The sequence below is a fragment of the Acidovorax sp. 94 genome (assembly GCF_003634645.1).
GTDB lineage: Bacteria > Pseudomonadota > Gammaproteobacteria > Burkholderiales > Burkholderiaceae_C > Acidovorax > Acidovorax facilis.
In genome coordinates this window covers 3,478,147-3,503,510 of the sequence record NZ_RBJA01000001.1, presented here as the reverse complement: position 1 = coordinate 3,503,510, position 25,364 = coordinate 3,478,147, and the positions used below count along the sequence as shown (strand labels likewise).

Below are 25,364 nucleotides of genomic sequence, written 5' to 3'. Positions count from 1 at the left end.
CCTTGCAATCTGTGCAAAACGGCCTTGCAGCGCAGGCGGTTTCCGCCGTGTCCGGTGCTGCCTACAGTGGCTTCACCCTGAAAGGAAATGAGCATGTACCCACAGCACCTGCACCCCGATGACTACCAGCGACTGCGCGACGAGGCCAAGCGCCACGCGCTGCAGCTGCGGCAGGACGCGATTCGCGAAGCCCACACCTGGGTGGCGCGTGGGTTCCTGCGCATGGTCCGCCGGGCTTTCCACCTCGCGCGTACTGAAGCTGCGCCCATGAATCCTTCCACCCCGGAGCTGAAAACACCATGCCAACCCTTGTTCTGAAACTCGCCCCGCTACAAAACCCCGAGCGCTACCGGCAGCTGGCCAGCGCGCTGACCGACTTGACCGTGGACCTGCTGGGCAAGCGCCGCGAGGTGACGGCGGTGGTCATCGACGACCTGCCCGCCGCGCGTTGGCACATCGGCGGTGCGCCCATCGCGCAGCCCACGGCACTGCTGGAGATCAGCATCACAGAGGGTACGAACACACGGGAAGAGAAGGCCGCCTTCATCCAGGCCGCATTTGCTGAACTGCAGCGCCAGCTGGCCGGTGACGGCGCGCTGGCCACGGCCAGCTACGTGGTGGTGCGGGAGTTGCTCGCCAGCGACTGGGGCTATGGCGGGCGCACGCAGCAGGCGCGCAAGCTGGCGCTGGCGGCGTGAAGGTGCGGGTGCGAGGCGCTCTCAGGCTGGTGCGCCGCGAAAGCGCTGCGCTGCCTGGCGGCTGACCTCGGCCAGCAATTGCTCTTCGCGTTGGCGCTCGCGCAGCCAGCGCGCGTCGTTCTGGCCCGCCTCCGCCTCAGTGCGCAGCATGTGCATGGCGCTTGATGCGCCTTGCACGGCGGCGTGTCCGGCGATCTTGTCCATGGTCTTGAGGATGTGCTCGCGCAGCGGCATGTGGTCGCCCGTAGCCGGGTCTACATACACCGCATCCATGCCAAAACGGCAGGCCTGGAAGCGGTTGTAGGTGTACACAAGGTAGTCGTCTTCGGCGGGCATGAAGGGCTGGTCGGCCAGAAACCATGCGCCCAGCGACTGCACGTAGCCCGCGAGTGCGGCAGCGCGCTCAATGGTCAGTGGCGTGTCGAACACGCGGATCTCGATGGTGCCGAACTCGGGCTTGGGGCGAATGTCCCAGTAGAAGTCTTTCATGCTCTTGACCACGCCGGTGCGCGTCATCTTGTCGAAGTAAACCGTGAAGTCGTCCCAGGTCAGCGCCATGGGGGCGCGGCCTGACAGCGGAAACGCAAACACCGAGTTCAGGCGTGCCGAGTCGAAGGCCGTATCCTGGCCCTGCACATAGGGGCTCGATGCCGACAGTGCGATGAAGTGAGGGATGTAGCGCGACATGCGGTGCAGCATGAGCAGCGCGGCGTTCGCGTCGGGGCAGCCGATGTGCACGTGCTGGCCGAAGATGGTGAACTGCTTGGACAGGTAGCCATACAGCTCGGACAGCTCACGAAAACGCGGCTTGTCGTAGATGCGCCGCTCGTGCCACTGCTGGAAGGGGTGCGTGCCGCCGCCCACCACGGCGATGTTGAGCTTGTCAGCGCTTTTGACCAGCGCATCGCGGATGGGCGTGAGCTGGCCCAGCACTTCGCTGGCCGAGTGGCAGATGCCGGTCGATATCTCGATCATGCTGTTCGTCATCTCGGGCACCACGCTGCCGGGCAGCGGGGTTTTCTTCATGAGGCGCAGCATGTCCTCGGCATAGGGGGCCAGGTCGTAGTCGTTGGTGTTGACGAGCTGCAGCTCCAGCTCGACACCCAGCGTCAGCGGTTCGGAATGGTTGAAGGCTTCAAGACTCACGGCTGTTTTCTCCGTTGTTGCTGCGGGTCAATGGCGCCCAGGGTTTGGAGCTTTCGCCCGCACGGTAAATGGCCACGGTGGCAATCACGGCGCCCAGCACCTCCATCAGCAAGATGGCCGGCAGCGCCACACCGGCAATCACATGGCCGGTGGAAGGCGAGGCCAGCACGAACTGCGAGGCGATCAAGAGTGCGATGGACGACATCGGTGTCATCGCGCAGCCCACCCACAGCGCCTGCTTCCAGCTCGCACCGCTGCCCACGTTGCCCAGTGCCACGCCGGTGGCCTTGGCCACCAGGCGCACGGCAATCAGGGCCAGCACCACGCCGGCCACCGGGGCGCTCCAGTCGGCCTGCGCCGCCACGGTAGAGACCAGCACAAACATCAGCATGGTGAGCAGTGACGACGCATTGCCCAGCTGGCGGGGCCAGGCCCAGGGGCGCGGGTTGAGTTGCTTGAGCAGCATGCCGCCCAGTAGTGCGGCCAGCGGCGCCGAGCCCCCCATGTGCGCTGCCACGGCGGTGCCCGCCGCGACCAATGCCAAAAACAGCATGGAGGTGTTTTCGCTCGTGGGGCTCATGAAGCGCAACGCCATGCGCAGCACCAGGGCCAGCACGGCGGCCACGATGATGGAGACGCCCAGCACCACCATCACGGGGTACACGGTCTCCACCATGGTGACGCTTTGGCGGTTGATCAGCTCGGCCTTGGCGCTGCCCAGTGTCAGCGCGTATAGCGTAGAGAGCGTGGTGAGCACGATGGCGCGTTCCGTCACGGGCCCGGCGGCGCGGGTGTCGGCCACCACGCGCGTGAGCACGGCGGGTGAAGCCGCGAGCGCCACCAGGGCCAGCGGCCCGGCCACCTGCGTGGGCAGGTTCAGCCACACCAGCACCCAGTACACGGCGAAATAGGTCAGCACCGATTCGGCAATGCTCTGCACCAGCACCATCGGGTTGTGGCGGAACCAGCGCAGCGGAATGCGGCCACCACATTCAAAGAGCACCAGGGCAATGCCCAGCTCCAGCAGGAACAGGCCAATGCCCTGCAGCGGCCACACGGCACCGCTGAACCCGGCCAGCCCGGCGGCGGTGCCTACCAGCGAATAGCCGAGCACCTTGGGCAGGCCCGTGTGGCGCTGCGTGAGATAGCCCGCCATGGCGGCCACGGCCAGCAGCAGCGACCATTGCACCGTGGGCAACCCGGCCGAGGGGCGCAGCCACTGCGCCCAGAAGGTCAGGATTTCGTTCATGTCATGGAACCTCTGCGTCAGACGGGCGATGCCCGTTGGTGTGAAAGGGCCCGCGCACAGGCCCTCCGCAGATGGGAGGGGGTGCGCTTGGGCGTTGGTGCCCCGAATTTACAGGCGGAAACATTCCGGCCATGTAGGACAGATGCGGCGGTTGCCCGCCGTCAGGCCTGCGACGATACACCAACGCTGGCTTGCCGCGCTGGCACAAAAAAGCTCAGGGGGGCGCTGCGCAGGCGGGCGCGAATTGCGGCGTAGATGCGCGAGCGGTCTACACCGCTCACGTTTTGCGCGCGCAGCGCCAGGCTGAAGGCCAGATAAAAACTTACCGACACATTCAGCGCACCCAGAAAGGGCAGCGAGGCCACGGCCCACCAGAATGCGGGCAAATGCAGTACCTGCGGGCCCAGTGCGGCGCTGGCGGCAGCCACCTGGCCGGTGGACAGCGTGACGTGGCGCACATCGAGCCCCAGCCCAAAAAACGCGGCAAACGCGGGCACCAGGCCGAGCATGAAACCCAGCGAGACATTGGCCGCAAGGCCCGAGAGGTTTTCGCGCAGGAAGCGGGCCCAGCGCGCGGCGCGCTCGGCGCCCAGCAGCCCGGTGATGCGCGGGTTGTAGTGCAGGGCTGAGTCCATGCGGTGGAGCACAAACCAGTTCTCCGTCCAGCCCGCAATGATGCTGGATGCAAACAGCAGCACCCCGGTAAAGGCCGCAAAAAACAGCGAAGGCCCGAGCAGGTGCAAGGATGCGAGCACATGCTCTGCCTCCTTCACGCTGATGGCGGGCCCGCCCGTGGCCAGGGCAATCAGCGTGGCCAGCGCCAGCACGGCGGGAAACACCACCAGCACATTGCCCAGCACGGCCGCCACCTGGGAGCGCACCAGGTGCGTGATCTCATCCACAAACGCCTCGATCGCGCCGCCCGAGCCCAGCTCCTTGAGCTTGGCTGCCATGGCCGGCGCCGTCATGGCCGGTTGTTTGGTGGCCACCGTGAAGTGCAACAGCTGGATCAGCACAAAGCTCACGGCGTAGTTGACCCCCGCCATGAACCCGCCCCAGAACGCCGACAGTGCCAGCGCATGGAGGCCGAACTTGGTCAGCGTGGTGAACGCCATCAGGGCACCGCCGCCCGCCGCCTTGCGCAGCATGGCGCGGTATTCGGTGCCCGTGCGGGTGATGTAGTGCTCGCCCGTCTCGGCGCTGCGCTCTGCCACCTTGGCCGCCAGCAGCGAGGAGTTGGACGCCAGCAACGCGCGCAGGCTGCGCCGCTCCTGTCCCACCATCACCAGGTGCGCCATGAGCTGCGCCGCCGTGACGGCTGGTTGGGCCGACAGCAGGCAGTCGAGCAATTCGCGCACGCGCAGGATGCGCTCGCGCAGCTGCCGCAGGCGAAAGACCAGGCCCACTGAAATGCCGTTGTCTTCGAAATGCGTGTACACGGTGGCCGCCGCCGCGCGGCAGGCCTCCAGGCGCTCGCGCAGGCGCTGGGCCGACTCGTTGAGCCGGTCAGGCGTGCGTAGCGCATGCAGTACCTCCACGCGCAGACTCTCCACATCGCGGATCAGTGCATGAAAAGGCTGCGCCTCGCGCGCGGATTCGCTCATGCGCAGCCGGAGTTCGGGGGCAAAGCCGGTCGAGAGAATCTGCCCCGCGCAGTAGGTGATGGCGTCGAGCAGGGCGCGGTGCCAGCGCGTGGCGCCACCGGGGCTGTTGTTGCCACCCGGGGAAGCCAGCAACTCCACCAGCCGGTTCAGCTGGGCTTCGTCGAGCGCAGCGAGCCACTGGGCGTCAAAAGCGCTGGGCAGCGCCAGCATGAAAAGCTCGGACGCGTCGATGGTCTCTGGGCTGCCTGGCAGCAGCTTGGTGCGCAGACGTTCCGCCATCTCGCTGACCAGCGCAGTGCGGGGCGCAAAGCCAAAATCGGCCAGCAAGGTGGTGATATCGACCTGGCCCACCAAGGTGGCCCACCAGGCTTGCAGCCGCTGCTGGAGATCGGGTCGTGCCGTGACCGCATCGATGAAAAGCTGCACCCGGCCCACAGCGGCAGGCACCGAGTCGCGCTTGCCGCGCACCCAGTCCAGCAGGTGGATGAGCCACAGATGGCGATGGGCCAGGTCAGCGGCCGGGTCGAGAGCCGCCAGAATGCTGGCCAGGTCGGAATGGGGGGTGTTTTTCATCGCCGGGCCGCCCCAAGATGAAAAGCGGCCCCCTTGGGGGGCAGCGACCACACGAAGTGGGGAGCGTGGGGGCAATAGCGCTTCAATGCAGCACCCGGCCGCTCAAAGGTTCGCCCGAAGGGCCGTGGCTGATCGCCTCCAGCACGAACAACGGCACCGGGCTGTTGAAGGGCTCGCCATCTTCGGCCACGCAGTGAAAGGTGCCGTGCATGGTCCCGCTGGAGGTGCGAAGCCGGCAACCGCTGGTGTACTGGAACGATTCGCCCGGCTTGAGCAGCGGCTGGTGGCCCACCACGCCCAGGCCCTTGACCTCTTCGGTGTGGCCCCGTGAGTCACTGATGATCCAGTGGCGCGAAATCAGCTGCGCAGGCGTTTCCCCGGAATTGGTGATGGTGATGGTGTAAGCGAAGCTGAACACCCCCGTGTCCGGCGCAGACTGCTCGGGCAGGTATTCGGGCAGCACTTCCACGTCAAACTGGTACTTTGGCATGGGGCGAATGGTAACCGTGGAGATTCCTAAAAAGTGCATGTCCATGGGGTAAAACCCAGACCTTCTGCGCTTTGCGACAATCGGGGGATGAGCCGCACATTCCGAATCGCCCCCTCCATCCTCTCCGCCGACTTCGCCCGCCTGGGTGAAGAGGTGCGCAATGTCATTGCCGCTGGCGCAGACTGGATCCACTTCGACGTGATGGACAACCATTACGTGCCCAACCTCACTTTCGGCCCCATGGTGTGCCAGGCGCTCAAGCCCCATGCCAAGACCGCCGCCGGTGTGGCCGTACCGATCGATGTGCACCTGATGATCCAGCCGGTGGACGCCCTGGCCGCCGCGTTTGCCGACGCGGGTGCGGACTACATCAGCTTCCACCCCGACGCCTCGGGCCATGTGCACCGCAGCATCCAGGCCATCCGTTCCAAGGGCGTCAAGCCCGGCCTGGTGTTCAATCCGGCCGAGCCGCTGGACGTCCTCGACTGGGTAATCGACGACATCGACCTCATTCTCATCATGAGCGTGAACCCCGGCTTTGGCGGCCAGAGCTTCATCGACTCGGCGCTGCGCAAGATCGAAGCTGTGCGCAAGCGCATCGACGCCTCGGGCAAGGACATCCGCCTGGAAGTGGATGGCGGCATCAAGATCGACAACATCCGCCGCGTGGCCGATGCGGGTGCTGACACCTTGGTGGCGGGCAGCGCCATCTTTGGCAAGCCGGACTACCAAGGCGTCATCGACGCGATGCGCGCAGAACTGGGGTGATCTCCTGAGCCGCTGCGCATACTTTGTGCGGTGGCCGTTTTCACAGACCACGCCTTCCTGGAGCTTGGTTATTGTTGCGCAGGGACGGTGATCGTCGTGGTGGTCGATTCACGCAACACGCCGCCGCCGGACACCGAGCCACTCGCCGGACTGCTTTGCACACGGCGCATGCAATCAGCTTGGTCGGCAGCCGTCTGGAACGCAGCACAACGCTGTGTGGCGTTGTCGTTTGCGGCGGCTCCAGGGTTGCTCAGATCGCCCTTGCGCGAAGCATCCAGCGCGTTGTTGGCCTCGCGCAGGCAGGTGGCCAGACTGTCCTGGGTGTTGTTGGTCATGCACTTTTCCCGCTCCTGCTCATAGCGTGCCCGCGCATCCTGAGGCGGCGTTTGTGCGGATACACCCGCGCATGCCAGCAGCAAGGCGGCGGTGAAGAGGGGGGGGGCAAAGGGAATGCGTTTCATGAAAGGGCTCCTGGGGCAGTCGCAGACGGTGGTCTGAACGTATGCCTGCAGGGTAGGCCCCACTGCTGCGCGCCCCTGTCGGACAGTGCCGCCCCCTGCCGTGCGCGGGGCGCGCGTTTCGGGCCGGGTCAGCCCAGGCGCTGAAAGGTCAGCACGAAGGCCACGCCGTCGGCCGTATTGCGCGCGTTGATCGTGCCGCCCATCTTGGCCATGTAGGTCTTGGCCACAAACAGGCCCTGGCCCCGGTGCCCGCTCTCGCCGTCGGGCATGGGAAGGCTGGGGTCGGACACCCCCAGCTCAAAGATGCGCCCCAGCAGATCCTCGGCAATGGTGGCACCCTGGTTGCGCAGCGTGGCGCTGGCAGTCGACTCGGAGGCCGCCAGCGTCAGCGTGATGGCCGTGCCCGGCGGGCGGTAGCGGTCGGCATTGCGCAGGATGTGGGTCACCACGTCTTCCAACGCAAATTCGTCCGCCCGAACGATAACCGGGCCCGCCCCTCCTTCATAGACCACGTTGTCGATGCCTGCAAAGTGCGCGTTGTTGGCCACGTGGTGCAGGAAGGCATCCAGGTCTAGGCGACCCTGCGGCACGTCGGCCGCCTGCAAGGCCTCTGCAGGGGAGGCCGTGCCATACAGCACATGCACGGCCTGTTGCATGCGCTGGATGTAGCGGTGGCCCGGGTCGTCGGCGCTGCCGTGCAGCACCATGAGCGATTGCAAGGGAGACATGATCTCGTGCCCCACGGCATGCCACATGTCGCGCTCCTGCTGGGCGCGCAACTGTTCGCGCTGGATATCGTCTTTCACACGCTGGAGCAGGTCGGCCAGGCCGCCAGCCAGAATACCCAGCTCGTCCGATCCGCGCAGGTCCGACACGTCCAGGTCGCCCAGGCGGGGGCCGATGTGCCCGTCCTGCACGTTGTACGAAACCGCTGCCGCGCGGCGGGTGAGGGCGGTCACGCGGCGGATGAGGCCCACCTCCACCACCAGCCAGGCCAGCGCGATGGCCGCGAGCATGGCGCCCAGGTACCACGACATGCGGGTGGCCACGGCGGCAAGGCCCTGCTCCACGCCGCGCAGGTTGCCGGTAAAGGTGACGGCATAGTTGCCCGCCGGGGTGTCCAGAATGTCGAGGCCGGCCGGTACCGGCTGCGCCTGATGATCGCCAGCGGCTTGCCACTCCAGCGGCAGCCAGCTGATAAGGCGTAGCAGCCAGGGCGCCGACGGGTCTGCCTGCACTTCGGAACCCTTGAGCGTGATCGCTTCGCTGTCGCTCGTGCCCAGCTTGCGAATCTGCACCTGTTCGCCGGGCAGCAAGGTGCGCGCCACCTCCGCCAGCGAAGCCGCAGCCTGGGCACCGGGGGCATTGCTGTCGAACAGCGCCGCGCCCGTGCCAGGCGCCAGCATTTCCACCCGCACGCGCATGTTGCCAAGATCCTGTGGCGGCCAGACCAGGCGCTGCTTGTCAAACAGCGCTTCGCGGAACAGCTCCACCGGCAGGCGGATGGAGTAGAAGGTGCGGCGCAGGCAATCGGGCACGGCGCCCGCCAGATCCCGGCACTGGCCGTTCTGCCAGAGCCAGCCGCGAAAATCTCGCACTGGCCGCGCCCGGGCATCCAGGGACTCTTCTCCGCTGTCCACGAATCCTGTCAGGCGGCCCCGGGTGCTGATCGTGCCCTGGGGTGGCAGTGCTTCAAAAGGCGCCACCCAGCGGTAGGTAGCGCCGCGCATGTCCAGCGTGATGCGGGCGCGGTGCACGGCCTGCACATCCAGTGCGCCACGTTCGCGGGGCACCAGCTCGCCCGCGTAGAAGCTGCCCACCAGGTAGATGAAGCCCCCGGCATAGGGGTTGTTGCCGATGGCCGCGCAGACCGACGAACCGTCGGGGTACTGCACCGCGCAGCCCGCCATTTCCACGGCCTGTTGGGCCTTGTTTTGGTCGTCGAAATCTAGCGCCGCATAGGGCAGCAGCAGGGGCGCCAGCGGCGCGGGGGCGGCGCCACGGTTGCCCGCATTGAGCAAGGCCAGCTGCCCAGAGGGGTGGCGCAGACGGGCCATGACCTCGGACTGGCTGCGCGCGAAGCCGTGCTGGTAGCTCTGCCAGCCACGCTCCTTTTCTTCCTTGAGCAGCACCACGCTCAGCGCGACGGTGGCCAGCGCCAGTAGCACAAACACGCTGCGCACCAGAATCCGCAACCGGAAGGCGGGCAGGCCCAGGCGGGGCATTTCCAGCGCGGGGTGGCGGAGCAGACGCTTCACTTGCCTGTCCAGCGAAAGCCGCGCATGGGTACGTTCTCGATGCCTTCGAAGGCGGGGTCCACCTCGCGCAGGGCCTCGCGGATGGTACTGACGTGCTTGCGCACGTTATCGCGGTTGCGCCCGCTTTTCACCACCTCAAAAAGTTCGTCGTACGACACCACCTCGCCACTGCGCTGGTGCAGCGTGGCCAGGATGCGCTGGGCCGTCAGCGGCAGGTTGATGCGCTCGCCGCGCCAGGTGGGGGAGCGCTGCCACAGCGGGTCCAGCACCAGCGCATCGCCCACCGGGGCGGGTGCTGTGCGGGTCGGAGTCTGGGTCTGCGTGGTGCGCAGGATGTCGAGAAAGGTCTCGATGAAGTCGGCCTCCTCGAACGTGGTCTTTTGCAGGTAGTCCCACGCGTCCAGCGCCTTCATGATGCTGCGGTAGATGGCCGCAGGCATGGCCGACACCACCAGCACCGGTGTGCCCTGGCGGCGCTTGTTGATGGCGTTGATGAGCGCCACGCCCGCATGGCGCTCACGGCCCAGTTCGATGTCAAGGACCACGGCGTCGTAGTGCTCGCGCGCCAGGGCGGCTTCGGCGTCGTCGCGCGTGAACCACTGGTCAATCACGATGCCGCTCTTCGCACTGGCAATCCAGCCCGCCAGCTGGTTGCTGGTGGGCAGGTCGTCTTCGATCACGGCAATGCGGGTCATGGGCGGGGCGTGGAGTAAGGGTGCGTCGATTATCCGGGGCGCCTTGCTTGCCCGGTGTGAAGGTTTCTTCCGGGTCCGGAGGGTTTGTGCGGTGGGTGTGAGGGCTTTGGGGTGCGCGCTGCGTTGTTGCTTCCGGGGTGAATCCGAAGAATCAGTCCCCAATGAGCAGCCCGATCGGACGGCTCAGAAGCAGACAACAACTTCACCCTACCGAGAGAGAGAACCACCATGAAAACCGCCTGGAACCGCATCGTGCAAGCCCTGCGTGGGCGCAATGCCGCCCCCCGCCCGCTGGACGCCAGCGGCGAATGGCCGCAAGACGCGGCACCTTTGCAGACGGAAGCTGCCATGCCAGCATCCGCAGACGTGGACGCAGGGCGCATCCACTGGGCGTACCTGCTGCCCACGGCCAGCACGGTGCGCTGGATGGTGGCCGGTGCCGTGGTGGTCGGTGCAGGGGGTCTTGTGCTTCGCCACCCGCCGGTGCGGCAGCTGGGCCAGGGTGAGCTGGCGGTCCGCATGAACCAGTTCACCGGTTCGGTGAGCCAGTGGCGTGATGGCAGCATGTGGGTGGTTCCGGGCCTGCACAGCGTGCGCATCTTCTCTCTGCGGGACCAGAGCTACCGCCCTGAAGCCATGCGCCAGGCCAATGGCAGCGCACCCTTGCAATCGGTGGAAGGACTGTCGTTCGGGCTTGACCTGAGTGTGCGCTACGCACTCGATCCGTCCTCCGAAACCGTCAAGGCTGGCCGCCTGCCCGATGATGTGGACGCCGACATCGTGGCACCTGCCGTGCAGGGGTTGGTCTACAAGGTGTTTGCCCGCTACACCGTGCGTGAAATTTTCTCGTCCAAGCGTGCCGAGATCGCACAAATCATCGAGACCGAGCTGCGCACGCGCCTAGCCGCCGATGGCGTGCTGCTGCGCCACGTGCAGATCGGCAAGGTGGACCTGCCCGCCGAGTACCGCCGCGGCATGGACAGCCTGCTGGCCGAGGAACTGGCTTCCGAGAAGATGCGCTACACGCTGGAGCTGAAAGACAAGCGTGTGAAGGAGACCGAACTCGACGCCAATGCCGACAAGGTGCGCCGCGAGGTGGCTGCTGAAGCTGCGGCCCGCGAGCAGGTGATTGCCGCCCGCGCCCAGGAAGAGGCAATGAAGCATGTGCTGCCCTTCAAGCAGCGCCAGATCGAGCAGCGCCAGCTGGAGGCCGAGGCCGAAAAGGTATCGCGCATCAAGGCCGCCGAGGGCAGCGCCCAAGCCCGCCGCATCGAAGCCAACGGCGAGGCGGATGCCCGCCAGAAGCTGGCTGAGGCCGAGGCCTACCGCATGGACCGCATTGGCAAGGTGAACGCCGAGCAGATGGCGCGCGAAGGAGCGCTGGTCACCAAACATCCGCTGCTCATCCAGAAGACGCTGGCCGACAAGCTCTCCGACAAGATCCAGGTCATCATCGCGCCGCCTCCGACCAACGGTGATTTCATCGGCGCGGCGCTGCTGGGCGGCAACCGCAATGCGCAAGCCGGTGTTGTACAGGCTGCGGGCGTGGCCGACGACGCCTCCACCCCCCAGGCTACGGAGCAATGAACATGAATCTCACGACCTTGACCTTCGTCGCGGCGGTCGCCAGCGCTGCAGTCACGGTGGCCTCTGCCGCCGTGCCTCCTGCTTCGGCCAATGCCCTGGGCAGTGCCATCGTGGTGCAGGACCAGGCCAGCCTGCGTGCCGCGCCGCGCGATGGCGCCCAGCAGCAGGCCAGCCTGTGGCAGGGCGAGGTGCTGGAGGTGCGCGGCGAGCGCCTGGATTACCTGCAGGTGTGGGACCACAAGCGTGAGCGCGGCGGCTTCATCCGCGCCAGCGATGTGCGCCGCATGGCACTGACCGAAGCCGAAGGCCCCGCGTTGCTGGCTGTGCTGCGTTTCATGCAAGACACGCCGGGTGCTGAGGCGCTGGGGATTGGCCTCACCGCCGCGTACCTGCAGGCGGCTCCCGGCCAGCTGCTGGCGGGTGTCGAGGGCGCGCAGGCTTTTGATGCGCTGGGCACGTTCGCCGACCGGCTTGCACGTCGCGCCTCGGTGGCCGTGCCGAGCAAGGCCTCGGGGGCCACGCTGTCGGCCCACCTGGATGTGGCCAATGGCTACGGCGTGCGCTTTGCCGCTTACGAGGTGGAGGGCCGCATGCAGGTTTGCTATGACGGCGAAGCCTTTCGCCGCGTGCTGGCCATGCCGGTGGCCGATGCCGCCCAGCGCGCCCGCGCCGCCCTGGCGCTGACGCGGCCAGAGTGCATCAACCCCGACCTGCCAGCCCACGAACGCGCCAAGGTGCACGCCTGGCAGGTCGATGTGCTGGAGCGTGTGGACGTTGCCGGCTTGCCGCCCTACCTGCGCAACCGCGTGCAAATGCGCCGCGCCAGCGTGTGGGGCGCCACGGCTTTCGAGCAGGCGCGCAAAAATGTTGCAGATCCAGCGGTGGCTGCCGCTGCTGCGCGCGCGCTGACCGAGTTCACCGGCGTGAGCAAGGCCGACCTGCCCGATGAAGACCAGAGCGCCTACAACGACGCTGCCATGCGCGTGAGTGCGGTGCGCTGGGCACTGGTGCCCACCACCGCGCCAGCGGCCCCATCCAAAGCAGCCCGCCCGACCCTGGTGACCGAGCCCGGCGCTCCCGGTGAAACCTGTGTGCTGCTGGTGGATGCCCAGCACACGGCCCAGGCCCCGCTGCTGCGCCGTTGCACCTATGGCGTGGTCTGGTCTGCGTCGGCCAGCACCAACCGCGAAGGCACGGCGGTGGCCTTGGCCGTGCAACCCCTGGAAGGCTGGCGCGAGCTGTGGGTGCTGCGCAAGACCGAAGGCGGCTGGCTCGCCGATGTGCTGCCGCCAGCGGCCACCACGCCAGAAACCGGCGTGGCCGAGTGGGCCGGATGGGTGCCTGGCGGCCAGCAGATGCTGGTGGCACGCGAGGCGCGCGGCCAGGGGCGCTACCGCAAGAGCTTTGAGGTGGTGCGGTTGGACGGCCTGACCACTGAGCGGGTCACGGGCGATGTAGCAGCGCTGCCTTTGTTCCAGCGTTGGCAAGACCCTGCGTGGAAGCGGCAGACGCTGAGCTTGCGCTGAATGCAGGGTGGGCGAGAAGAAGAAGGCTTCATCGGTTCCTTAAACTTGGGCAACTTTTTCCTCTTCCGTCTTTCTGCCTTATGTCCCACGCCGCCGACCCCATGTTGTCTTCTCTGCTGTCCCGTGTAGATGCCGTCATCGTGGACCTGGACGGCACCATGGTGGACACCATGGGGGATTTCAACGAGGCGATCAATCGCATGCTCCGTGAGCTGGCCCTGCCGGCCATCGAGGCCCTGCACATCGAACACATGGTGGGCAAAGGCTCGGAGCATTTGCTGCGATCAGTGCTAAAACACGTGCTAGCGCTTGATGGTATTGCGCAAGATGCTATAAAAATCGAAGCGTACTATCCTGCGGCCTGGGCCAGCTACCAGCGCCACTACCTGGACATCAACGGCCAGTTTGCAGGGGTTTACCGGGGTGTAGAGGACGGTCTGAAGGCGCTGCAGGCCCGGGGGCTGCGCCTGGCCTGCCTGACCAACAAACCCACGGACTTTGCGCTGCCGCTTCTGAAGTCCAAGGGCCTCGATGGGTATTTCGAGAAAGTGTTTGGCGGTGACGCCTTCGAGCGCAAGAAGCCCGATCCTCTGCCCCTCCTCAAGACCTGCGAAGCGCTGGGCACTGCCCCCGCGCGCACGCTGATGCTGGGCGATTCCAGCAACGACGCGCAGGCTGCCCGCGCGGCCGGGTGCCCCGTGGTGCTGGTCACCTACGGCTACAACCACGGCGCGCCCGTTCGGGCCGTGGATGCCGACGGTTTTGTGGATTCGCTGGCGCAGCTGACCTGAGCCGCTCTCAGGCGGGTAACTGGCGTGGCGCCACGGCGCGGTAGTCCAGCCGCGATGCGCTGATGCTGCTGCCGCGCACGGGGGCGGGCGTTGCATCGCCGTGGCGGGTGGTGTTGGCTGAGAGGCGGAAAACCGCCACCGCATCCACCAGCTGCCCCGCCTGTGTCTTGAGGCTGTCGGCCGCTGCTGCGCTTTGCTCTACCAGGGCCGCGTTCTGCTGCGTGGCCTGGTCCATCTGCGTGATGGCTTCGCCCACCTGCGAGACACCCTGACTCTGTTCGCTGCTGGCTGCGCTGATCTCGCCCATGATCTCCGTCACGCGGCGGATCGATGCAACCACTTCGCTCATGGTGGCGCCGGCCTTGTCCACCAGGGCTGTGCCGCGCTCCACGCGCTCCACGCTGGTGCCGATCAGGCCCTTGATCTCCTTGGCGGCTTCAGCGCTGCGTCCAGCGAGGCTGCGCACTTCCCCGGCCACCACGGCAAAGCCGCGCCCCTGTTCGCCCGCGCGCGCAGCCTCCACGGCAGCGTTCAGGGCCAGGATGTTGGTCTGGAAGGCGATGCCGTCGATGACGCTGATGATGTCGGCGATCTTGCGGCTGCTGTCGTTGATGCCCTTCATGGTCTCGACCACTTCGGCCACCACATCGCCTCCCTGTTGGGCCACGGTGGATGCGCTCATGGCGAGCTGATTGGCCGTGCGCGCGTTGTCGGCGTTCTGGCGCACCGTGGAGCCAAGTTCTTCCATGGATGCGGCGGTCTGCTGCAAGGCTGAGGCTTGCTGTTCCGTGCGTGCCGAGAGGTCGTTGTTGCCGGAAGCAATTTCGACGCTGGCGGTGGCCACGCCTTCTGCGTTGTGGCGCACATTGCCGACGATGGTGGCCAGACGCGATTGCATGGTGGCCAGCGCCTGCAGCAGTTGGCCGGTTTCGTCATTGCCGCTGGCTTCGATGGGGTGGGTCAGGTCGCCATCGGCAATGCTCTCTGCCGCCTGCTTGCCCCGCTGCACAGGTTGCACGATGGAGCGTGTGACGGTGAAGGCCAATAGCGCCCCCAGTGCCACGGCTATCAGTGTGCCCACGCCCAGCAACACCTGGCTGGCCTTGGCCAGCGTGCTGGTGTCGCCCTGGCTGTCTGCCAGCTGCGCGGCCATGGCAGTGCGCAGGTCGTCGAGGGATTGGAGGTACTTGTCCGCCAGAGGGCGCAAGTCCTTGTCCACCAGCGTGGGCACATTGGGCTCGCCGCCACGGTGCAGTTCGCGGATCTCGGCGAGTTTGTCGTTGTAGGCCTTGCTGGCGGCGGCAATGGTGGCCAGTTGCGCACGGTTCTTGTCTCCCTGTACCAGGCCTTCGATGCGCTGGACCTTGCCCTCGATGCCTTTGGCTGTGGCCTGCGTGTCGGCCGTGAGCTTTTCCATGTAGTCGCGGTCAATGGCCTTGAGGAAGGCCTCGGTGCGCACCCAGTTCAGGCGGATGTCTGACGCCCAGTTCTCCACCAGGGTCTGCTGCTCGATCTCCTGGGTGGCCACGCGTTCGCTGGCGCCTTGCAGGCTCGCGATGCGCCACATGCCGGTGGCGGCAATCAACGCGGTGATGAGCAGGATGGCACCGAACGACGCGCCCAGGCGCAGGCCGACGGAAAGGTTGCTGAGTTTCATGGTGGGGTCTGGCGCAAAAAGGTATCTGGGGGCAGAAAATTGGGGGCGTTACAGACGGCTCGTTGCGGGGCGCGGGTAGCGCGAAAAACTCGGTTCAGGCCGTGGCATCAGTGACTGCGGGGTGCGCGCAGCAAGAGGCCGTTGTTTCGTCGGTGAGGGGCGGGTGTGCTCGTTGGTCCAAAGGCTACTCCCGAGTAGGGAGCGCGTCTGTCGGGCGCGGGACAGCCCCGGGCGGAAGTGCCTCGGGGTTTGTCCCAGGGGGTTACGCAGGCTTGCCCAGAAGGGCGTCCTTGAGCTTCCAGTCGGCGGGCACATTGCCCAGCCAGATGCCCAGCAGCGCGTTGAAGAACTCCGGCTCCTTGAAAGGCTCGCCCTGGGGCTTGCCCTTGACCGTGATCACCGTGCCGGTACCTGGTATCCAGTCGATCATGAACTGGTCGCCCGCCTGCAGCTTCTTGTGGTCCGAGAAGATCTGGCTCATGCGCAGCACGCCCGGGATGAGCTTGGAGAACGCTGCGCGGTCCATGTTGTCCTCCATGCCGCGCGAGAACAGCTTGCCCAGCTCGGTGGAGTCGATCTCGCGCAGCATGGTGATGCTCATGCGCTTGGGGCCCTTCAGGGCCATGATTTCAGCGGGAGTCGAGGCCTTCTTTTCAAGGTACAGGCCTGCGGTGTACACCTTGAACACGGCCTTGTAGCGAACCCCTGCGCCATTGAGCTGAAGGCTGCTGCCACTCAGGCTGCTCGTCTCTTCATACTTGACGTCGGCCACGGTGATGGGCTGGGCAATAGCACCGGCCGCCAACAGGCAGGCCACGGCTGCTGCGGCACATCGCTGGAGAAACTTCATGCGCAACTCCTAAAAAAGAACGGTCGTTCGTTTCAAATTGTTGCAGTGCTCCTGCCGGGCCGCAACAGGGTTTTCGAGTGGTTGTGCGATCTCGCCTTGAGAGTCGTCAACTCAGGCACTGAAAAAAGCTTTGCTACACTTTGGCCCATGTTCATTCACCACGTGTTCATCACAGGTTGCAGCGACCGGGGAGCCTGGCCCTGGCGTCAGCCTGTCGCTTTGAACGCCTGATGGCACCTGGGCAGCAGCCCCAGCGTGCACCCGTGGCCTCCACCCCGATGCGGTGAGGCCGATTGAATGGACCGCAGCGCCCCTTTTTCATTGACAGGGACACGCGCTGCGACAGCTGGGAGCCCTCCCCGTGATCACAGAACTTGAATTCAAAAGCCTGGCCAGCGAAGGCTACAACCGCATTCCGCTCATGGTCGAGGCCTTTGCGGACCTGGAAACCCCGCTCTCGTTGTACCTGAAGCTGGCGCACACCAAGGACGGGGGCAAGCACAGCTTCCTGCTCGAATCCGTGGTGGGTGGCGAGCGCTTCGGGCGCTACAGTTTCATCGGCCTGCCCGCACGCACGCTGCTGCGGGCCAGCGGCTTTGGGGCGCAGGCCAAAACCGAGGTCGTGACGGACGGCCAGGTGGTCGAAACCGCCCAGGGCAATCCGCTCGACTTCATCGAGGCATACCAAAAGCGGTTCAAGGTGGCGCTGCGCCCCGGCCTGCCACGCTTTTGTGGCGGCCTGGCGGGCTACTTTGGTTACGACGCGGTGCGCTACATCGAAAAGAAGCTGGAGACCACCTGCCCGCCCGACACCCTGGGCTGCCCCGACATCCTGCTGCTGCAGTGCGAAGAACTGGCGGTCATCGACAACCTCTCGGGCAAGCTCTACCTCATCGTCTACGCCGACCCGGCCCAGCCTGAGGCCTACACCCGCGCCAAGAAGCGCCTGCGCGAGCTGAAAGAGCAGCTCAAGTATTCGGTGAGTGCCCCCGTGGTCAAGGCCACCGAAAGCCACCCCGCCCAGCGCGACTTTGCCAAGGCCGACTACCTGGCCGCTGTGAACCGCGCCAAGGAGCTGATTGCTGCGGGTGACTTCATGCAGGTGCAGGTGGGCCAGCGCATCCACAAGCGCTACACCGAAAGCCCCCTGAGCCTGTACCGCGCGCTGCGTTCGCTGAACCCGTCGCCGTACATGTACTTCTACGACTTTGGCGACTTTCATGTGGTGGGTGCCAGCCCCGAGATCCTGGTGCGCCAGGAGAAGACCGACGAGGGCACCAAGGTCACCATCCGCCCCCTGGCGGGCACCCGCCCGCGTGGCGCCACGCCCGAGAAGGACAAGGCCACCGAGGTCGAGCTCATCAACGACCCCAAGGAGCGTGCCGAACACGTGATGCTGATCGACCTGGCGCGCAACGACATCGGCCGCATCGCCAAGACCGGCACCGTGAAGGTGACCGAAGCCTTTGCGGTGGAGCGCTACAGCCACGTGATGCACATCGTGAGCAACGTGGAAGGCATCCTGCACGATGGCATGACCAGCATGGATGTGCTCAAGGCGACCTTCCCGGCAGGCACGTTGACGGGCGCGCCCAAAGTGCACGCCATGGAGCTCATCGACCAGCTCGAACCCACCAAGCGCGGCCTGTATGGCGGCGCCTGCGGCTACCTCAGCTACGCGGGCGACATGGACGTGGCCATTGCCATCCGCACCGGCATCATCAAGAACGGCACGCTCTATGTGCAGGCGGCTGCGGGCGTGGTGGCGGATTCGGTACCCGAGCTGGAGTGGAAAGAAACCGAGCACAAGGCCCGCGCCCTGCTGCGCGCCGCCGAACTGGTCGAGGAGGGGCTGGAATGACGACTGCTGACCCCAAGGCCATCGACAAGGTCAAACCCTGCACCACGATGCAGGAAGTGCGCCGCGAAGTGAACGTGCTGGACGATGTGCTGGTGCCCCTGCTGGTCGAGCGCGTGGGCTACATGACCCAGGCCGCGCGCATCAAGCAAGGCGTGGAACAGGTGCGCGATGAAGCGCGCATCCAGGCCATCGTAGACCGCGTGCGCGAACGCGCCCAGGCCGAAGGTGGCGATGCCGACGTGATCGAAGCCATCTACCGCAGCCTCATGGAAGTCTGCATCGCCTATGAACACCGCGAGTTCGCCCGTCTGCGCGAGCCCGCCACTGCCGGGAGCGCCGCATGAAACTCTTGATGGTCGATAACTACGACAGCTTTACCTACAACATCGTCCAGTACTTTGGTGAACTGGGTGCCGAGGTCGAGGTGTTTCGTAACGACGAGATCACCGTGGCCGAGATCGAGGCGCGCCTGAATGCGGGCCAGCTTGACCGCCTGGTCATCTCGCCCGGGCCTTGCTCACCTGCAGAGGCCGGTATCTCGGTGGCAGCGATCCAGCACTTTGCCGGCAAGCTGCCCATCCTGGGCGTGTGCCTGGGTCATCAAGCCATTGGTGCAGCCTTTGGCGGCACCATTATCCGTGCGCAGGAGCTCATGCATGGCAAGACCAGCGTGATCACCACCACACAAAAGGGCGTGTTTGCGGGCCTGCCGGAGCAATTCACCGTCAACCGTTACCACTCGCTGGCCATCGAGCGCGCCACGTGCCCGGATGTGCTCGAAGTGACCGCCTGGACCGACGACGGCGAAATCATGGGCGTGCGCCACAAGACGCTGCCCATCGAAGGCGTGCAGTTCCATCCCGAAAGCATCCTCACCGAACACGGTCACGCCATGCTCAAGAACTTTCTGGAGCAGCGCGCATGACAGCCCCCCAGGGCCTAGCCCAGCTTTTTCAGTACAAGCGGTGGGCCAACCAGGAACTGCTGGCACTGGGCGCGGCATCGCAGGGCGCGCTGCCTGCCGACGATTACCGGCTGTTTGTGCGCATCCTGAACCACACTTACGTGGTGGACCGCATCTTTGCCAGCCACCTGCAGGGCCTGCCTCAGACTGCCTATCAGGCGACCAACACCGATGAGACGCCGGAGCTGGCCACCCTGAGCGAGGCAGTGCGCGCGTCGGACGACTGGTATGTGCAGTACGTGGGCGGGCTGGGCGATGCACAGCTGGCCGAACCGGTGGCGTTCCGCTTCACCGACGGCGACACGGGGCGCATGTCGCGCAGCGAGATCCTGAACCACTTGGTTGTGCATGGCACGTACCACCGGGGGGCAGCAGGGCGCATCCTGGCCGCGCATGCGGTGCAGCCTCCGCGCGATTCGCTGACGACCTTCCTGCACCGACTGGAACCTGGCCGACGCTGGTAGACACACCCATGCCCGAACTTCATCAACTGCTCATGTTCATCGCGGCAGGCTGGCTGCTCAACCTCACGCCCGGGCCCGATGTGCTCTACATCGTTACCAACGCGCTGCGTTCCGGCACACGCGCGGGCATCGTGGCGGGGCTGGGCATCACGGCCGGGTGTTTCGTGCACATCTTTGCGGCCGCCGTGGGTGTGGGCGCGCTGCTGGCCACCTCGGCCACGGCGTTCACGGTGCTCAAGTGGATCGGCGCGGCCTACCTGATGTGGATGGGCGTGCGCATGCTGCTGTCCAAGCCCGGTGCTGATGGTGGTAACAGCGCAGCGCTGGCAGCTGCGCAGGCGGCCCCTGCGCCGCACACGCCGCTTCGCAAGGTGTTCCTGGGGGGCTTCTGGACCAATGTGCTCAACCCCAAGGTCGCCATCTTCTTCCTGGCCTTTGTGCCGCAGTTCATCGCGCCGGGCACCGACAACAAGGCGCTGGCCTTTGTGCTGCTGGGCGTGCTGTTCAACGTGAACGCCATTCCCGTCAACGTGGGGTGGGCGCTGGCGGCATCATGGATGGCGCGACGCGCCACAGCCATCCAGCGCGGCATGCACTGGCTGGACCGCGTGGCGGGCGCCATGTTCATCGGCTTCGGACTCAAGCTGGCCTTTACAGATCAACCGGCGGCCTGACCGCCACCCCAGGAGACACCGTCATGCCCATCACCCCCCAGGAAGCGCTGCAGCGCACCATCGAGCACCGCGAAATCTTTCACGACGAGATGCTGCACCTGATGCGCCTCATCATGAATGGCGAGCTGTCGCCCGTCATGACCGCAGCCATCATCACCGGCCTGCGCGTGAAGAAGGAAACCATTGGCGAGATCACCGCCGCCGCGCAGGTGATGCGCGAGTTCAGCACCAAGGTCCACGTCAAGGACGCGACCCACATGGTGGACATCGTGGGCACGGGCGGCGACGGTGCCAACACCTTCAACATCTCCACCTGCTCGATGTTCGTGGCCGCCGCAGCGGGCGCCAAGGTCAGCAAACATGGCGGGCGCGGCGTATCCAGCAAAAGCGGCAGCGCGGATGTGATGGAAGCCCTGGGCATCCACATCAACCTCCAGCCCGAGCAGATCGCGCAGTGCATTGCAGAGGTCGGCATCGGCTTCATGTTCGCGCCCAACCACCACCCGGCCATGAAGAACGTGGCCCCGGTGCGCAAGGAGCTGGGCGTGCGCACCATCTTCAACATCCTGGGCCCGCTGACCAACCCGGCCGGTGCGCCCAACATCCTGATGGGCGTGTTCCACCCCGACCTCGTCGGCATCCAGGTGCGCGCGCTGCAGCGCCTGGGCGCCGAGCACGCGCTGGTGGTGTACGGTCGTGATGGCATGGACGAAGTCAGCTTGGGCGCTGCCACTTTGGTGGGTGAGTTGAAAAACGGCCAGATCACCGAGTACGAAATCCACCCTGAGGACTTTGGCCTGCCGATGGCGAGCAATCGCGCGCTCAAGGTTGAGACGCCCGAGCAGTCGCGGGAGATGCTGATCGGCGTGCTCAAGGGCGAGCCTGGCGCCGCGCAAGACATCGTGTGCCTGAACGCGGGCGTGGCACTGTATGCCGCCAATGTGGTCGATTCGGTGCCCGCAGGCTTGGCCAAGGCCCGTGCCGTGATTGCGTCGGGCGCCGCGCTGGCCAAGCTGGAGCAGGTGGTCACGCGCACGCACGCGCTGGCCACGGCGACCTGACACGGCCATGTGGCGCGACCCTGGCACCTGGATTGCACTGGGCATCTCTGCCCTTTTCATCGTGGCCGGGTTCGTGATGCACCGCGTGTTCACCAAAATTCTGAAACAGGGCTCCCCTGAGCCCGACGACACCGAAACCGACAACCCAAAGGCCGCGCACCATGAGCAGTGACATCCTCAACAAAATCGTCGCCGTCAAGCACGAAGAAGTAGCGGCAGCCAAAAAGCGCCTGTCCTTTGAAGCCATGCGCGCCGACGCCGAGAGCCGTGTGCTCACGCGCGACTTTGAAGGCGCGCTGCGCGCCAAGATCGCCAAGGGCCAGGCGGCCGTGATTGCCGAGATCAAGAAGGCCAGCCCCAGCAAGGGGGTGCTGCGCGCCGACTTCGAGCCCGCTGACATTGCCCAGAGCTACATGGAAGGCGATGGCAAGGTGAGCGCGGCCTGCCTGTCGGTGCTGACCGACCGGCAGTTCTTTCAGGGCCAGCCCGACTACCTGAAACAAGCCCGCGCCAGCACCTTGCTTCCTGTGCTGCGCAAGGATTTCATGGTGGATGCGTACCAGATCTACGAATCGCGCGCCATGGGCGCCGACGCCATCCTGCTGATTGCGGCCAGCCTGGACGACGCCCAGATGGCCGACTTCGAGGCCATTGCACGCAGCCTGGACATGGCGGTGCTGGTGGAGGTGCATGACCGGCCCGAGCTGGAGCGGGCTCTGAAGCTCAAGACTCCGCTGGTCGGCATCAACAACCGCAACTTGCGCACGTTCGAGGTCACGCTGGACACCACGCTCTCCATGCTCAAGGACGTGCCTGCGGACCGGCTTCTCGTCACCGAGTCGGGCATCTTGAAGCCTGCCGATGTGAAGGCCATGCGCGACGCTGGTGTGCACGCCTTCTTGGTGGGTGAAGCCTTCATGCGGGCGGACGATCCGGGCCTGGCCCTGGCCAAGCTCTTTGGGTGAGAGAGGGTGAAAACTCCTGTTTTAATAGCTGCTTGCGCTTGATGGTAAAGCGCTAGAGCCTATTTTGACCATGAATTCAACTCCCCAGACCCCGGCCCAACTCCAAAGCGCCAACCCCGCCGACTGGCCCGTGGCGCCCGGCTGGCAGCCGTTGGCGGACGCCTTTTTTGCTGGCGCACGCGGGCAGGCGTTGCTCGCGTTCTTGCAGGCGCGGCTGCAGGCGGGTGCGGCGATCTTTCCGCCCCAGCCGCTGCGCGCGCTGGAGCTGACGCCGCCTGAGGACGTGCGCGTGGTCATCCTGGGGCAGGACCCGTACCACGGCCGGGGCCAGGCCGAGGGGTTGGCGTTTTCGGTGGCGCCGGGCGTGCGCCTGCCGCCCTCGCTGCAGAATATCTTCAAGGAAATGCAGCGCGACCTGGGGGTGGCCTTCCCCCCGTTCCCGAACCCCGGCGGCAGCCTGGTCAAGTGGGCGAAGAACGGTGTGCTGCTGCTCAACACCTGCCTCACGGTGGAAGAGGGCCAGGCCGCCAGCCATGCAGGCAAGGGCTGGGAGGAACTGACCGACACCGTCATCCGCCATGTGGCCGAGGGCCCGCGTCCGGTGGTGTTCATGCTCTGGGGCTCGCACGCCCAGGGAAAGCGCGCGTGGATTCCCGCTGACCGCGGGCACCTGGTGCTCACGTCCAACCACCCCTCGCCCCTGTCGGCACTGCGCCCGCCTGTCCCTTTTATTGGCAACGGGCACTTTGGCAAGGCGCGGGATTTTCGCGCGCAGCACGGTTACTGAGCAGGGTTTGCAGCACCGCCTGCGCGTCACGCGCGGCGGGGTGCCGGTGGATGCCACGGTGCCCGGGGGCCCGATTCGCCTGGGGCTGCCGGGTGATGATCAGCACGCCGGATAACCGCCGCCAAGGGCTACCACTGCTGCGGTAGCCGTTCCTTGAGCAGCTCCAGAAACGCCTGCGCCGCCACCGGCAGGCTGCGCCCGGCCAGGGTCTGAATTTCGATGTCGCGCAGGTCCATCCCGGGGTCGCTGATGGGCAGGGCCACGATGGCGCCTTCGGCCACCAGGTGGCGCACGGCGATCTCGCTGGCCACGGACAGGCCGCCGCCCAGCAGCACAAAGTTGACCACCGTCTTGGCATGGTTGCTGATGAGCACGGCGTCGAGCTGCAGGCCCTGGCGGCTGCAGACGATGTCGATCATCTGGCGCACCGTGGTCTCGGGCGGGGGCAGCGCCAAGGGGTATTCGGCCATCTGCGCCAGGGTCGCGCTGCCCGCGCTGACCAGCGGGTGGCCAGGCGGCAGCAGGGCCAGCACCGGGGCGCTCTGGCGGTAGGCCACGTCGATGTCCTTGTGCGGCGCGCGGCTGAAGCACAAGCCGATGTCGGCCGTGCCGCTGCGCACGGCGTCGGGCACCTGGGCCGTGGGCAAGGCGATCACGCTGAACTGCACCCCTGCGTACGTGCGCTGGAACTCCACGCACAGGCGCGGCACCAGCTCGTTCGCGAACGCATCCGATGTGGCCAGGCGCACCTGCCCTGCACGCAGGCCCTGCAGCGCGCCGATCTCGCCCAGCGCGCGCTCGGCGTCCAGCAACGTGCGGCGCGCGTGCACCGCCAGGATCTCGCCCGCCGCCGTCAGCACCATGCCGCGCGGGTGGCGCTCAAAGAGGGGCGTGCCCAGCTGGGCCTCCAGCCCCGCGATCTGGCGGCTCAGTGCCGAGGCGGCCACATGCAGCCGGGCCGAAGCCTCGGTGAGCGATCCACTCTGCGCCACGGCCAGAAAGTAGCGCAGGGTGGTGTCTTGCAGCAGGTGGGGACGCATGGAGGAAGGGGCGGAGAGGGAGGTGTTCAGTATGCGCCGGTTTGCCGTGGTGGCAAAGCAGCTTGCTGAAATGCTGGTGGTCAAGCAAGGCGCAGCTTCCTAAGATGGTTCCATCCTCTGTTGTGTCCGATTTCTTTGCGGGAGTGCTCTGTATGCGTCTACTTTCCTGGGGCCGTGGTGTCTGGGGCCTGGCTGGCCAGCTGGTGCTGGCGTCTGCCGCGCAGGCACAAGCCAATTGGCCGGACCGCCCTGTGCGGGTGATCGTGCCCTTTCCGGCCAGCGGCGCAACCGACCTGGTGGCCCGCGTGGTCACCCAGCGCGTGGCGGCCGACCTGGGCCAGCAGCTGGTGGTGGACAACAAGCCCGGCGCGGGCGGCACCCTGGGCACTGCCGAGGCGGCCAAGGCCGCACCCGACGGCTACACCCTGCTGCTGACCACGAGCAGCACACATGCCATCTCGCCCCACCTCATGCCCAAGCTGGCTTATGACCCGCGCAAGGACTTCACGCCGGTGGCCCATGTGGCTGACGCCCCCAGCGTGCTGCTGGTCACCAACTCGCTGCCAGTCAAGACCGTGGGCGAACTGATTGCCTATGCCAAGGCCCACCCTGGCAAACTCAACTACGCCACCAGCGGCAACGGCACCATCGTGCACCTGAACACGGCCGCCTTCAGCGCGCAGGCGGGTGTGGAGATGACGCATATCCCTTACAAGGGCACGGCGCTGGCTATCCCTGATCTGATCGCCGGGCAGACGCACGTGCTGTTTGACTCGCTGCCCACCGGCATGCCCCATGCCAAGGCCGGACGCCTGCGCGCCATCGCGGTGACCAGCGAAAAGCGCAGCACCCTGGCGCCCGAGCTGCCCACGCTGGCCGAGTCCGGCCTGCCCGGTTATTCGTCGGTGACCTGGTTCGGTGTGTACCTGCCCGCTGGCGCACCGCCCGCGCTGGTCGAGAAGGTGCACAAGGCCTTTGCCAAGGCCGTGCAGGCGCCCGAAGTGGCCGAGAGCCTGGCCAAGCTGGGCGTGGAGCCCGCTGCGCCGCGCACGCCCGCGCAGTTCGCCAGCATGGTGCAGGCCGATAGCAACCGCTGGGCGGCGGTGATTCGCCAGCACAAAATAAGTATTGAGTAACCCCCCTGAGGCGCTGCGCGCCTTCCCCCCGCTCTCGCACCGCTGCGCGATGCGGGCGA

General features: G+C 66.1%; 26 protein-coding genes. 16 read left to right on the top strand and 10 right to left on the bottom strand.

The annotated features are described in order from the left end of the window. The first annotated feature begins 93 nt into the window (after positions 1-93). Together C8C94_RS16175 and C8C94_RS16170 are read left to right on the top strand one after the other, a co-directional pair. A complete protein-coding gene (locus tag C8C94_RS16175) occupies positions 94-318 on the top strand; it encodes a hypothetical protein (RefSeq protein WP_147433269.1) in 225 nt (74 codons plus the stop codon). After that, a complete protein-coding gene (locus tag C8C94_RS16170) occupies positions 300-698 on the top strand; it encodes a tautomerase family protein (RefSeq protein ID WP_121421424.1) in 399 nt (132 codons plus the stop codon). The genes C8C94_RS16175 and C8C94_RS16170 overlap by 19 nt, the downstream gene beginning before the upstream one ends. 21 nt (positions 699-719) lie before the next feature. Here the strand turns inward: C8C94_RS16170 and C8C94_RS16165 are convergent, their stop codons facing one another. From C8C94_RS16165 to apaG, 4 genes are all read right to left on the bottom strand, one after another. Next, positions 720-1,844: a YbdK family carboxylate-amine ligase gene (locus C8C94_RS16165; RefSeq protein WP_055395579.1), complete on the bottom strand. Its 1,125-nt coding sequence runs from the start codon at positions 1,842-1,844 to the stop codon at positions 720-722. Next, the gene (locus C8C94_RS16160; protein WP_121421423.1) at positions 1,834-3,093 is read right to left on the bottom strand and encodes a cation:proton antiporter; all 1,260 of its coding nucleotides are present in this window, start codon (positions 3,091-3,093) and stop codon (positions 1,834-1,836) included. The genes C8C94_RS16165 and C8C94_RS16160 overlap by 11 nt, the downstream gene beginning before the upstream one ends. Positions 3,094-3,254: 161 nt before the next feature. Continuing rightward, positions 3,255-5,270: a site-specific recombinase gene (locus C8C94_RS16155; RefSeq protein ID WP_121421422.1), complete on the bottom strand. Its 2,016-nt coding sequence runs from the start codon at positions 5,268-5,270 to the stop codon at positions 3,255-3,257. Positions 5,271-5,352: 82 nt separating this feature from the next. Continuing rightward, complete coding sequence (gene apaG, locus C8C94_RS16150) at positions 5,353-5,760, bottom strand: Co2+/Mg2+ efflux protein ApaG (protein ID WP_121421421.1); 408 nt, start codon at positions 5,758-5,760, stop codon at positions 5,353-5,355. Between the two features lie 87 nt (positions 5,761-5,847). Between apaG and rpe the strand changes: the two genes are divergently transcribed. Continuing rightward, positions 5,848-6,528: a ribulose-phosphate 3-epimerase gene (rpe, locus tag C8C94_RS16145; RefSeq protein WP_121421420.1), complete on the top strand. Its 681-nt coding sequence runs from the start codon at positions 5,848-5,850 to the stop codon at positions 6,526-6,528. Between the two features lie 68 nt (positions 6,529-6,596). Here rpe and C8C94_RS16140 read toward each other — a convergent pair whose 3' ends face one another. The 3 genes from C8C94_RS16140 to C8C94_RS16130 form a co-directional block, all read right to left on the bottom strand. Beyond that, entirely contained in the window at positions 6,597-6,989 is a 393-nt protein-coding gene (locus C8C94_RS16140) for a hypothetical protein (RefSeq protein ID WP_121421419.1), read from the bottom strand. Positions 6,990-7,117: 128 nt separating this feature from the next. Next, positions 7,118-9,214 carry a HAMP domain-containing sensor histidine kinase gene (locus C8C94_RS16135; RefSeq protein ID WP_121422911.1) on the bottom strand — a complete coding sequence of 699 codons (2,097 nt, stop codon included), beginning with the start codon at positions 9,212-9,214 and terminating at the stop codon, positions 7,118-7,120. A gap of 29 nt (positions 9,215-9,243) precedes the next feature. Next, positions 9,244-9,942, bottom strand: a complete 699-nt coding sequence (locus tag C8C94_RS16130; protein ID WP_121421418.1) for a response regulator transcription factor — start codon at positions 9,940-9,942, stop codon at positions 9,244-9,246. A 228-nt stretch (positions 9,943-10,170) separates the two neighbouring features. Here C8C94_RS16130 and C8C94_RS16125 point away from each other — a divergent pair, with 228 nt between their 5' ends. From C8C94_RS16125 to gph, 3 genes are all read left to right on the top strand, one after another. Further along, a complete protein-coding gene (locus tag C8C94_RS16125; protein WP_121421417.1) occupies positions 10,171-11,529 on the top strand; it encodes an SPFH domain-containing protein in 1,359 nt (452 codons plus the stop codon). Positions 11,530-11,531: 2 nt separating this feature from the next. Continuing rightward, complete coding sequence (locus C8C94_RS16120; RefSeq protein WP_233573489.1) at positions 11,532-13,055, top strand: hypothetical protein; 1,524 nt, start codon at positions 11,532-11,534, stop codon at positions 13,053-13,055. Positions 13,056-13,135: 80 nt separating this feature from the next. Beyond that, entirely contained in the window at positions 13,136-13,846 is a 711-nt protein-coding gene (gene gph / locus C8C94_RS16115) for a phosphoglycolate phosphatase (protein WP_121421416.1), read from the top strand. 7 nt (positions 13,847-13,853) lie between these two features. Here the strand turns inward: gph and C8C94_RS16110 are convergent, their stop codons facing one another. After that, positions 13,854-15,503 carry a methyl-accepting chemotaxis protein gene (locus C8C94_RS16110; RefSeq protein WP_121421415.1) on the bottom strand — a complete coding sequence of 550 codons (1,650 nt, stop codon included), beginning with the start codon at positions 15,501-15,503 and terminating at the stop codon, positions 13,854-13,856. Between the two features lie 262 nt (positions 15,504-15,765). Then, positions 15,766-16,353 carry a chalcone isomerase family protein gene (locus C8C94_RS16105; protein ID WP_055395601.1) on the bottom strand — a complete coding sequence of 196 codons (588 nt, stop codon included), beginning with the start codon at positions 16,351-16,353 and terminating at the stop codon, positions 15,766-15,768. Between the two features lie 361 nt (positions 16,354-16,714). On the opposite strand from C8C94_RS16105, the gene trpE reads away from it, so the two are divergent. From trpE to C8C94_RS16065, 9 genes are all read left to right on the top strand, one after another. After that, complete coding sequence (gene trpE, locus C8C94_RS16100; RefSeq protein WP_055395603.1) at positions 16,715-18,214, top strand: anthranilate synthase component I; 1,500 nt, start codon at positions 16,715-16,717, stop codon at positions 18,212-18,214. Continuing rightward, entirely contained in the window at positions 18,211-18,558 is a 348-nt protein-coding gene (locus tag C8C94_RS16095) for a chorismate mutase (protein WP_121421414.1), read from the top strand. The genes trpE and C8C94_RS16095 overlap by 4 nt, the downstream gene beginning before the upstream one ends. After that, positions 18,555-19,139, top strand: coding sequence for an aminodeoxychorismate/anthranilate synthase component II (locus tag C8C94_RS16090; RefSeq protein WP_121421413.1), 585 nt, complete (start codon positions 18,555-18,557; stop codon positions 19,137-19,139). The genes C8C94_RS16095 and C8C94_RS16090 overlap by 4 nt, the downstream gene beginning before the upstream one ends. Then, positions 19,136-19,642, top strand: a complete 507-nt coding sequence (locus C8C94_RS16085) for a DinB family protein (protein WP_121421412.1) — start codon at positions 19,136-19,138, stop codon at positions 19,640-19,642. Before C8C94_RS16090 ends, C8C94_RS16085 begins: the two co-directional genes overlap by 4 nt. An 8-nt stretch (positions 19,643-19,650) precedes the next feature. Further along, complete coding sequence (locus C8C94_RS16080; RefSeq protein WP_055395609.1) at positions 19,651-20,316, top strand: LysE family translocator; 666 nt, start codon at positions 19,651-19,653, stop codon at positions 20,314-20,316. 23 nt (positions 20,317-20,339) lie between these two features. Further along, on the top strand, positions 20,340-21,377 hold the full coding sequence (gene trpD / locus C8C94_RS16075) for an anthranilate phosphoribosyltransferase (protein WP_121421411.1): 1,038 nt from the start codon (positions 20,340-20,342) through the stop codon (positions 21,375-21,377). A gap of 7 nt (positions 21,378-21,384) precedes the next feature. After that, complete coding sequence (locus C8C94_RS25735) at positions 21,385-21,549, top strand: hypothetical protein (RefSeq protein WP_174240343.1); 165 nt, start codon at positions 21,385-21,387, stop codon at positions 21,547-21,549. Further along, entirely contained in the window at positions 21,539-22,342 is an 804-nt protein-coding gene (gene trpC / locus C8C94_RS16070) for an indole-3-glycerol phosphate synthase TrpC (RefSeq protein ID WP_056065300.1), read from the top strand. The genes C8C94_RS25735 and trpC overlap by 11 nt, the downstream gene beginning before the upstream one ends. A gap of 70 nt (positions 22,343-22,412) precedes the next feature. Continuing rightward, the gene (locus C8C94_RS16065) at positions 22,413-23,129 is read left to right on the top strand and encodes a uracil-DNA glycosylase (RefSeq protein WP_121421410.1); all 717 of its coding nucleotides are present in this window, start codon (positions 22,413-22,415) and stop codon (positions 23,127-23,129) included. 128 nt (positions 23,130-23,257) lie between these two features. Here C8C94_RS16065 and C8C94_RS16060 read toward each other — a convergent pair whose 3' ends face one another. Further along, positions 23,258-24,169, bottom strand: coding sequence for a LysR family transcriptional regulator (locus C8C94_RS16060; RefSeq protein WP_121421409.1), 912 nt, complete (start codon positions 24,167-24,169; stop codon positions 23,258-23,260). Positions 24,170-24,321: 152 nt separating this feature from the next. Between C8C94_RS16060 and C8C94_RS16055 the strand changes: the two genes are divergently transcribed. Continuing rightward, positions 24,322-25,305 (top strand): tripartite tricarboxylate transporter substrate binding protein, encoded by a 984-nt coding sequence (locus C8C94_RS16055; protein ID WP_121421408.1) that lies wholly within the window; start codon positions 24,322-24,324, stop codon positions 25,303-25,305. Positions 25,306-25,364 lie beyond the last annotated feature (59 nt).

Coding starts and splice junctions, on each gene's coding strand:
- C8C94_RS16175 (WP_147433269.1), top strand. CDS start 94: ATGTACCCACAGCACCTGCACCCCGATGACTACCAGCGACTGCGCGAC.
- C8C94_RS16170 (WP_121421424.1), top strand. CDS start 300: ATGCCAACCCTTGTTCTGAAACTCGCCCCGCTACAAAACCCCGAGCGC.
- C8C94_RS16160 (WP_121421423.1), bottom strand. CDS start 3,093: ATGAACGAAATCCTGACCTTCTGGGCGCAGTGGCTGCGCCCCTCGGCC.
- C8C94_RS16155 (WP_121421422.1), bottom strand. CDS start 5,270: ATGAAAAACACCCCCCATTCCGACCTGGCCAGCATTCTGGCGGCTCTC.
- apaG (WP_121421421.1), bottom strand. CDS start 5,760: ATGCCAAAGTACCAGTTTGACGTGGAAGTGCTGCCCGAATACCTGCCC.
- rpe (WP_121421420.1), top strand. CDS start 5,848: ATGAGCCGCACATTCCGAATCGCCCCCTCCATCCTCTCCGCCGACTTC.
- C8C94_RS16140 (WP_121421419.1), bottom strand. CDS start 6,989: ATGAAACGCATTCCCTTTGCCCCCCCCCTCTTCACCGCCGCCTTGCTG.
- C8C94_RS16135 (WP_121422911.1), bottom strand. CDS start 9,214: ATGCCCCGCCTGGGCCTGCCCGCCTTCCGGTTGCGGATTCTGGTGCGC.
- C8C94_RS16130 (WP_121421418.1), bottom strand. CDS start 9,942: ATGACCCGCATTGCCGTGATCGAAGACGACCTGCCCACCAGCAACCAG.
- C8C94_RS16125 (WP_121421417.1), top strand. CDS start 10,171: ATGAAAACCGCCTGGAACCGCATCGTGCAAGCCCTGCGTGGGCGCAAT.
- C8C94_RS16120 (WP_233573489.1), top strand. CDS start 11,532: ATGAATCTCACGACCTTGACCTTCGTCGCGGCGGTCGCCAGCGCTGCA.
- gph (WP_121421416.1), top strand. CDS start 13,136: ATGTCCCACGCCGCCGACCCCATGTTGTCTTCTCTGCTGTCCCGTGTA.
- C8C94_RS16110 (WP_121421415.1), bottom strand. CDS start 15,503: ATGAAACTCAGCAACCTTTCCGTCGGCCTGCGCCTGGGCGCGTCGTTC.
- C8C94_RS16105 (WP_055395601.1), bottom strand. CDS start 16,353: ATGAAGTTTCTCCAGCGATGTGCCGCAGCAGCCGTGGCCTGCCTGTTG.
- C8C94_RS16095 (WP_121421414.1), top strand. CDS start 18,211: ATGACGACTGCTGACCCCAAGGCCATCGACAAGGTCAAACCCTGCACC.
- C8C94_RS16090 (WP_121421413.1), top strand. CDS start 18,555: ATGAAACTCTTGATGGTCGATAACTACGACAGCTTTACCTACAACATC.
- C8C94_RS16085 (WP_121421412.1), top strand. CDS start 19,136: ATGACAGCCCCCCAGGGCCTAGCCCAGCTTTTTCAGTACAAGCGGTGG.
- C8C94_RS16080 (WP_055395609.1), top strand. CDS start 19,651: ATGCCCGAACTTCATCAACTGCTCATGTTCATCGCGGCAGGCTGGCTG.
- trpD (WP_121421411.1), top strand. CDS start 20,340: ATGCCCATCACCCCCCAGGAAGCGCTGCAGCGCACCATCGAGCACCGC.
- C8C94_RS25735 (WP_174240343.1), top strand. CDS start 21,385: ATGTGGCGCGACCCTGGCACCTGGATTGCACTGGGCATCTCTGCCCTT.
- trpC (WP_056065300.1), top strand. CDS start 21,539: ATGAGCAGTGACATCCTCAACAAAATCGTCGCCGTCAAGCACGAAGAA.
- C8C94_RS16065 (WP_121421410.1), top strand. CDS start 22,413: ATGAATTCAACTCCCCAGACCCCGGCCCAACTCCAAAGCGCCAACCCC.
- C8C94_RS16060 (WP_121421409.1), bottom strand. CDS start 24,169: ATGCGTCCCCACCTGCTGCAAGACACCACCCTGCGCTACTTTCTGGCC.
- C8C94_RS16055 (WP_121421408.1), top strand. CDS start 24,322: ATGCGTCTACTTTCCTGGGGCCGTGGTGTCTGGGGCCTGGCTGGCCAG.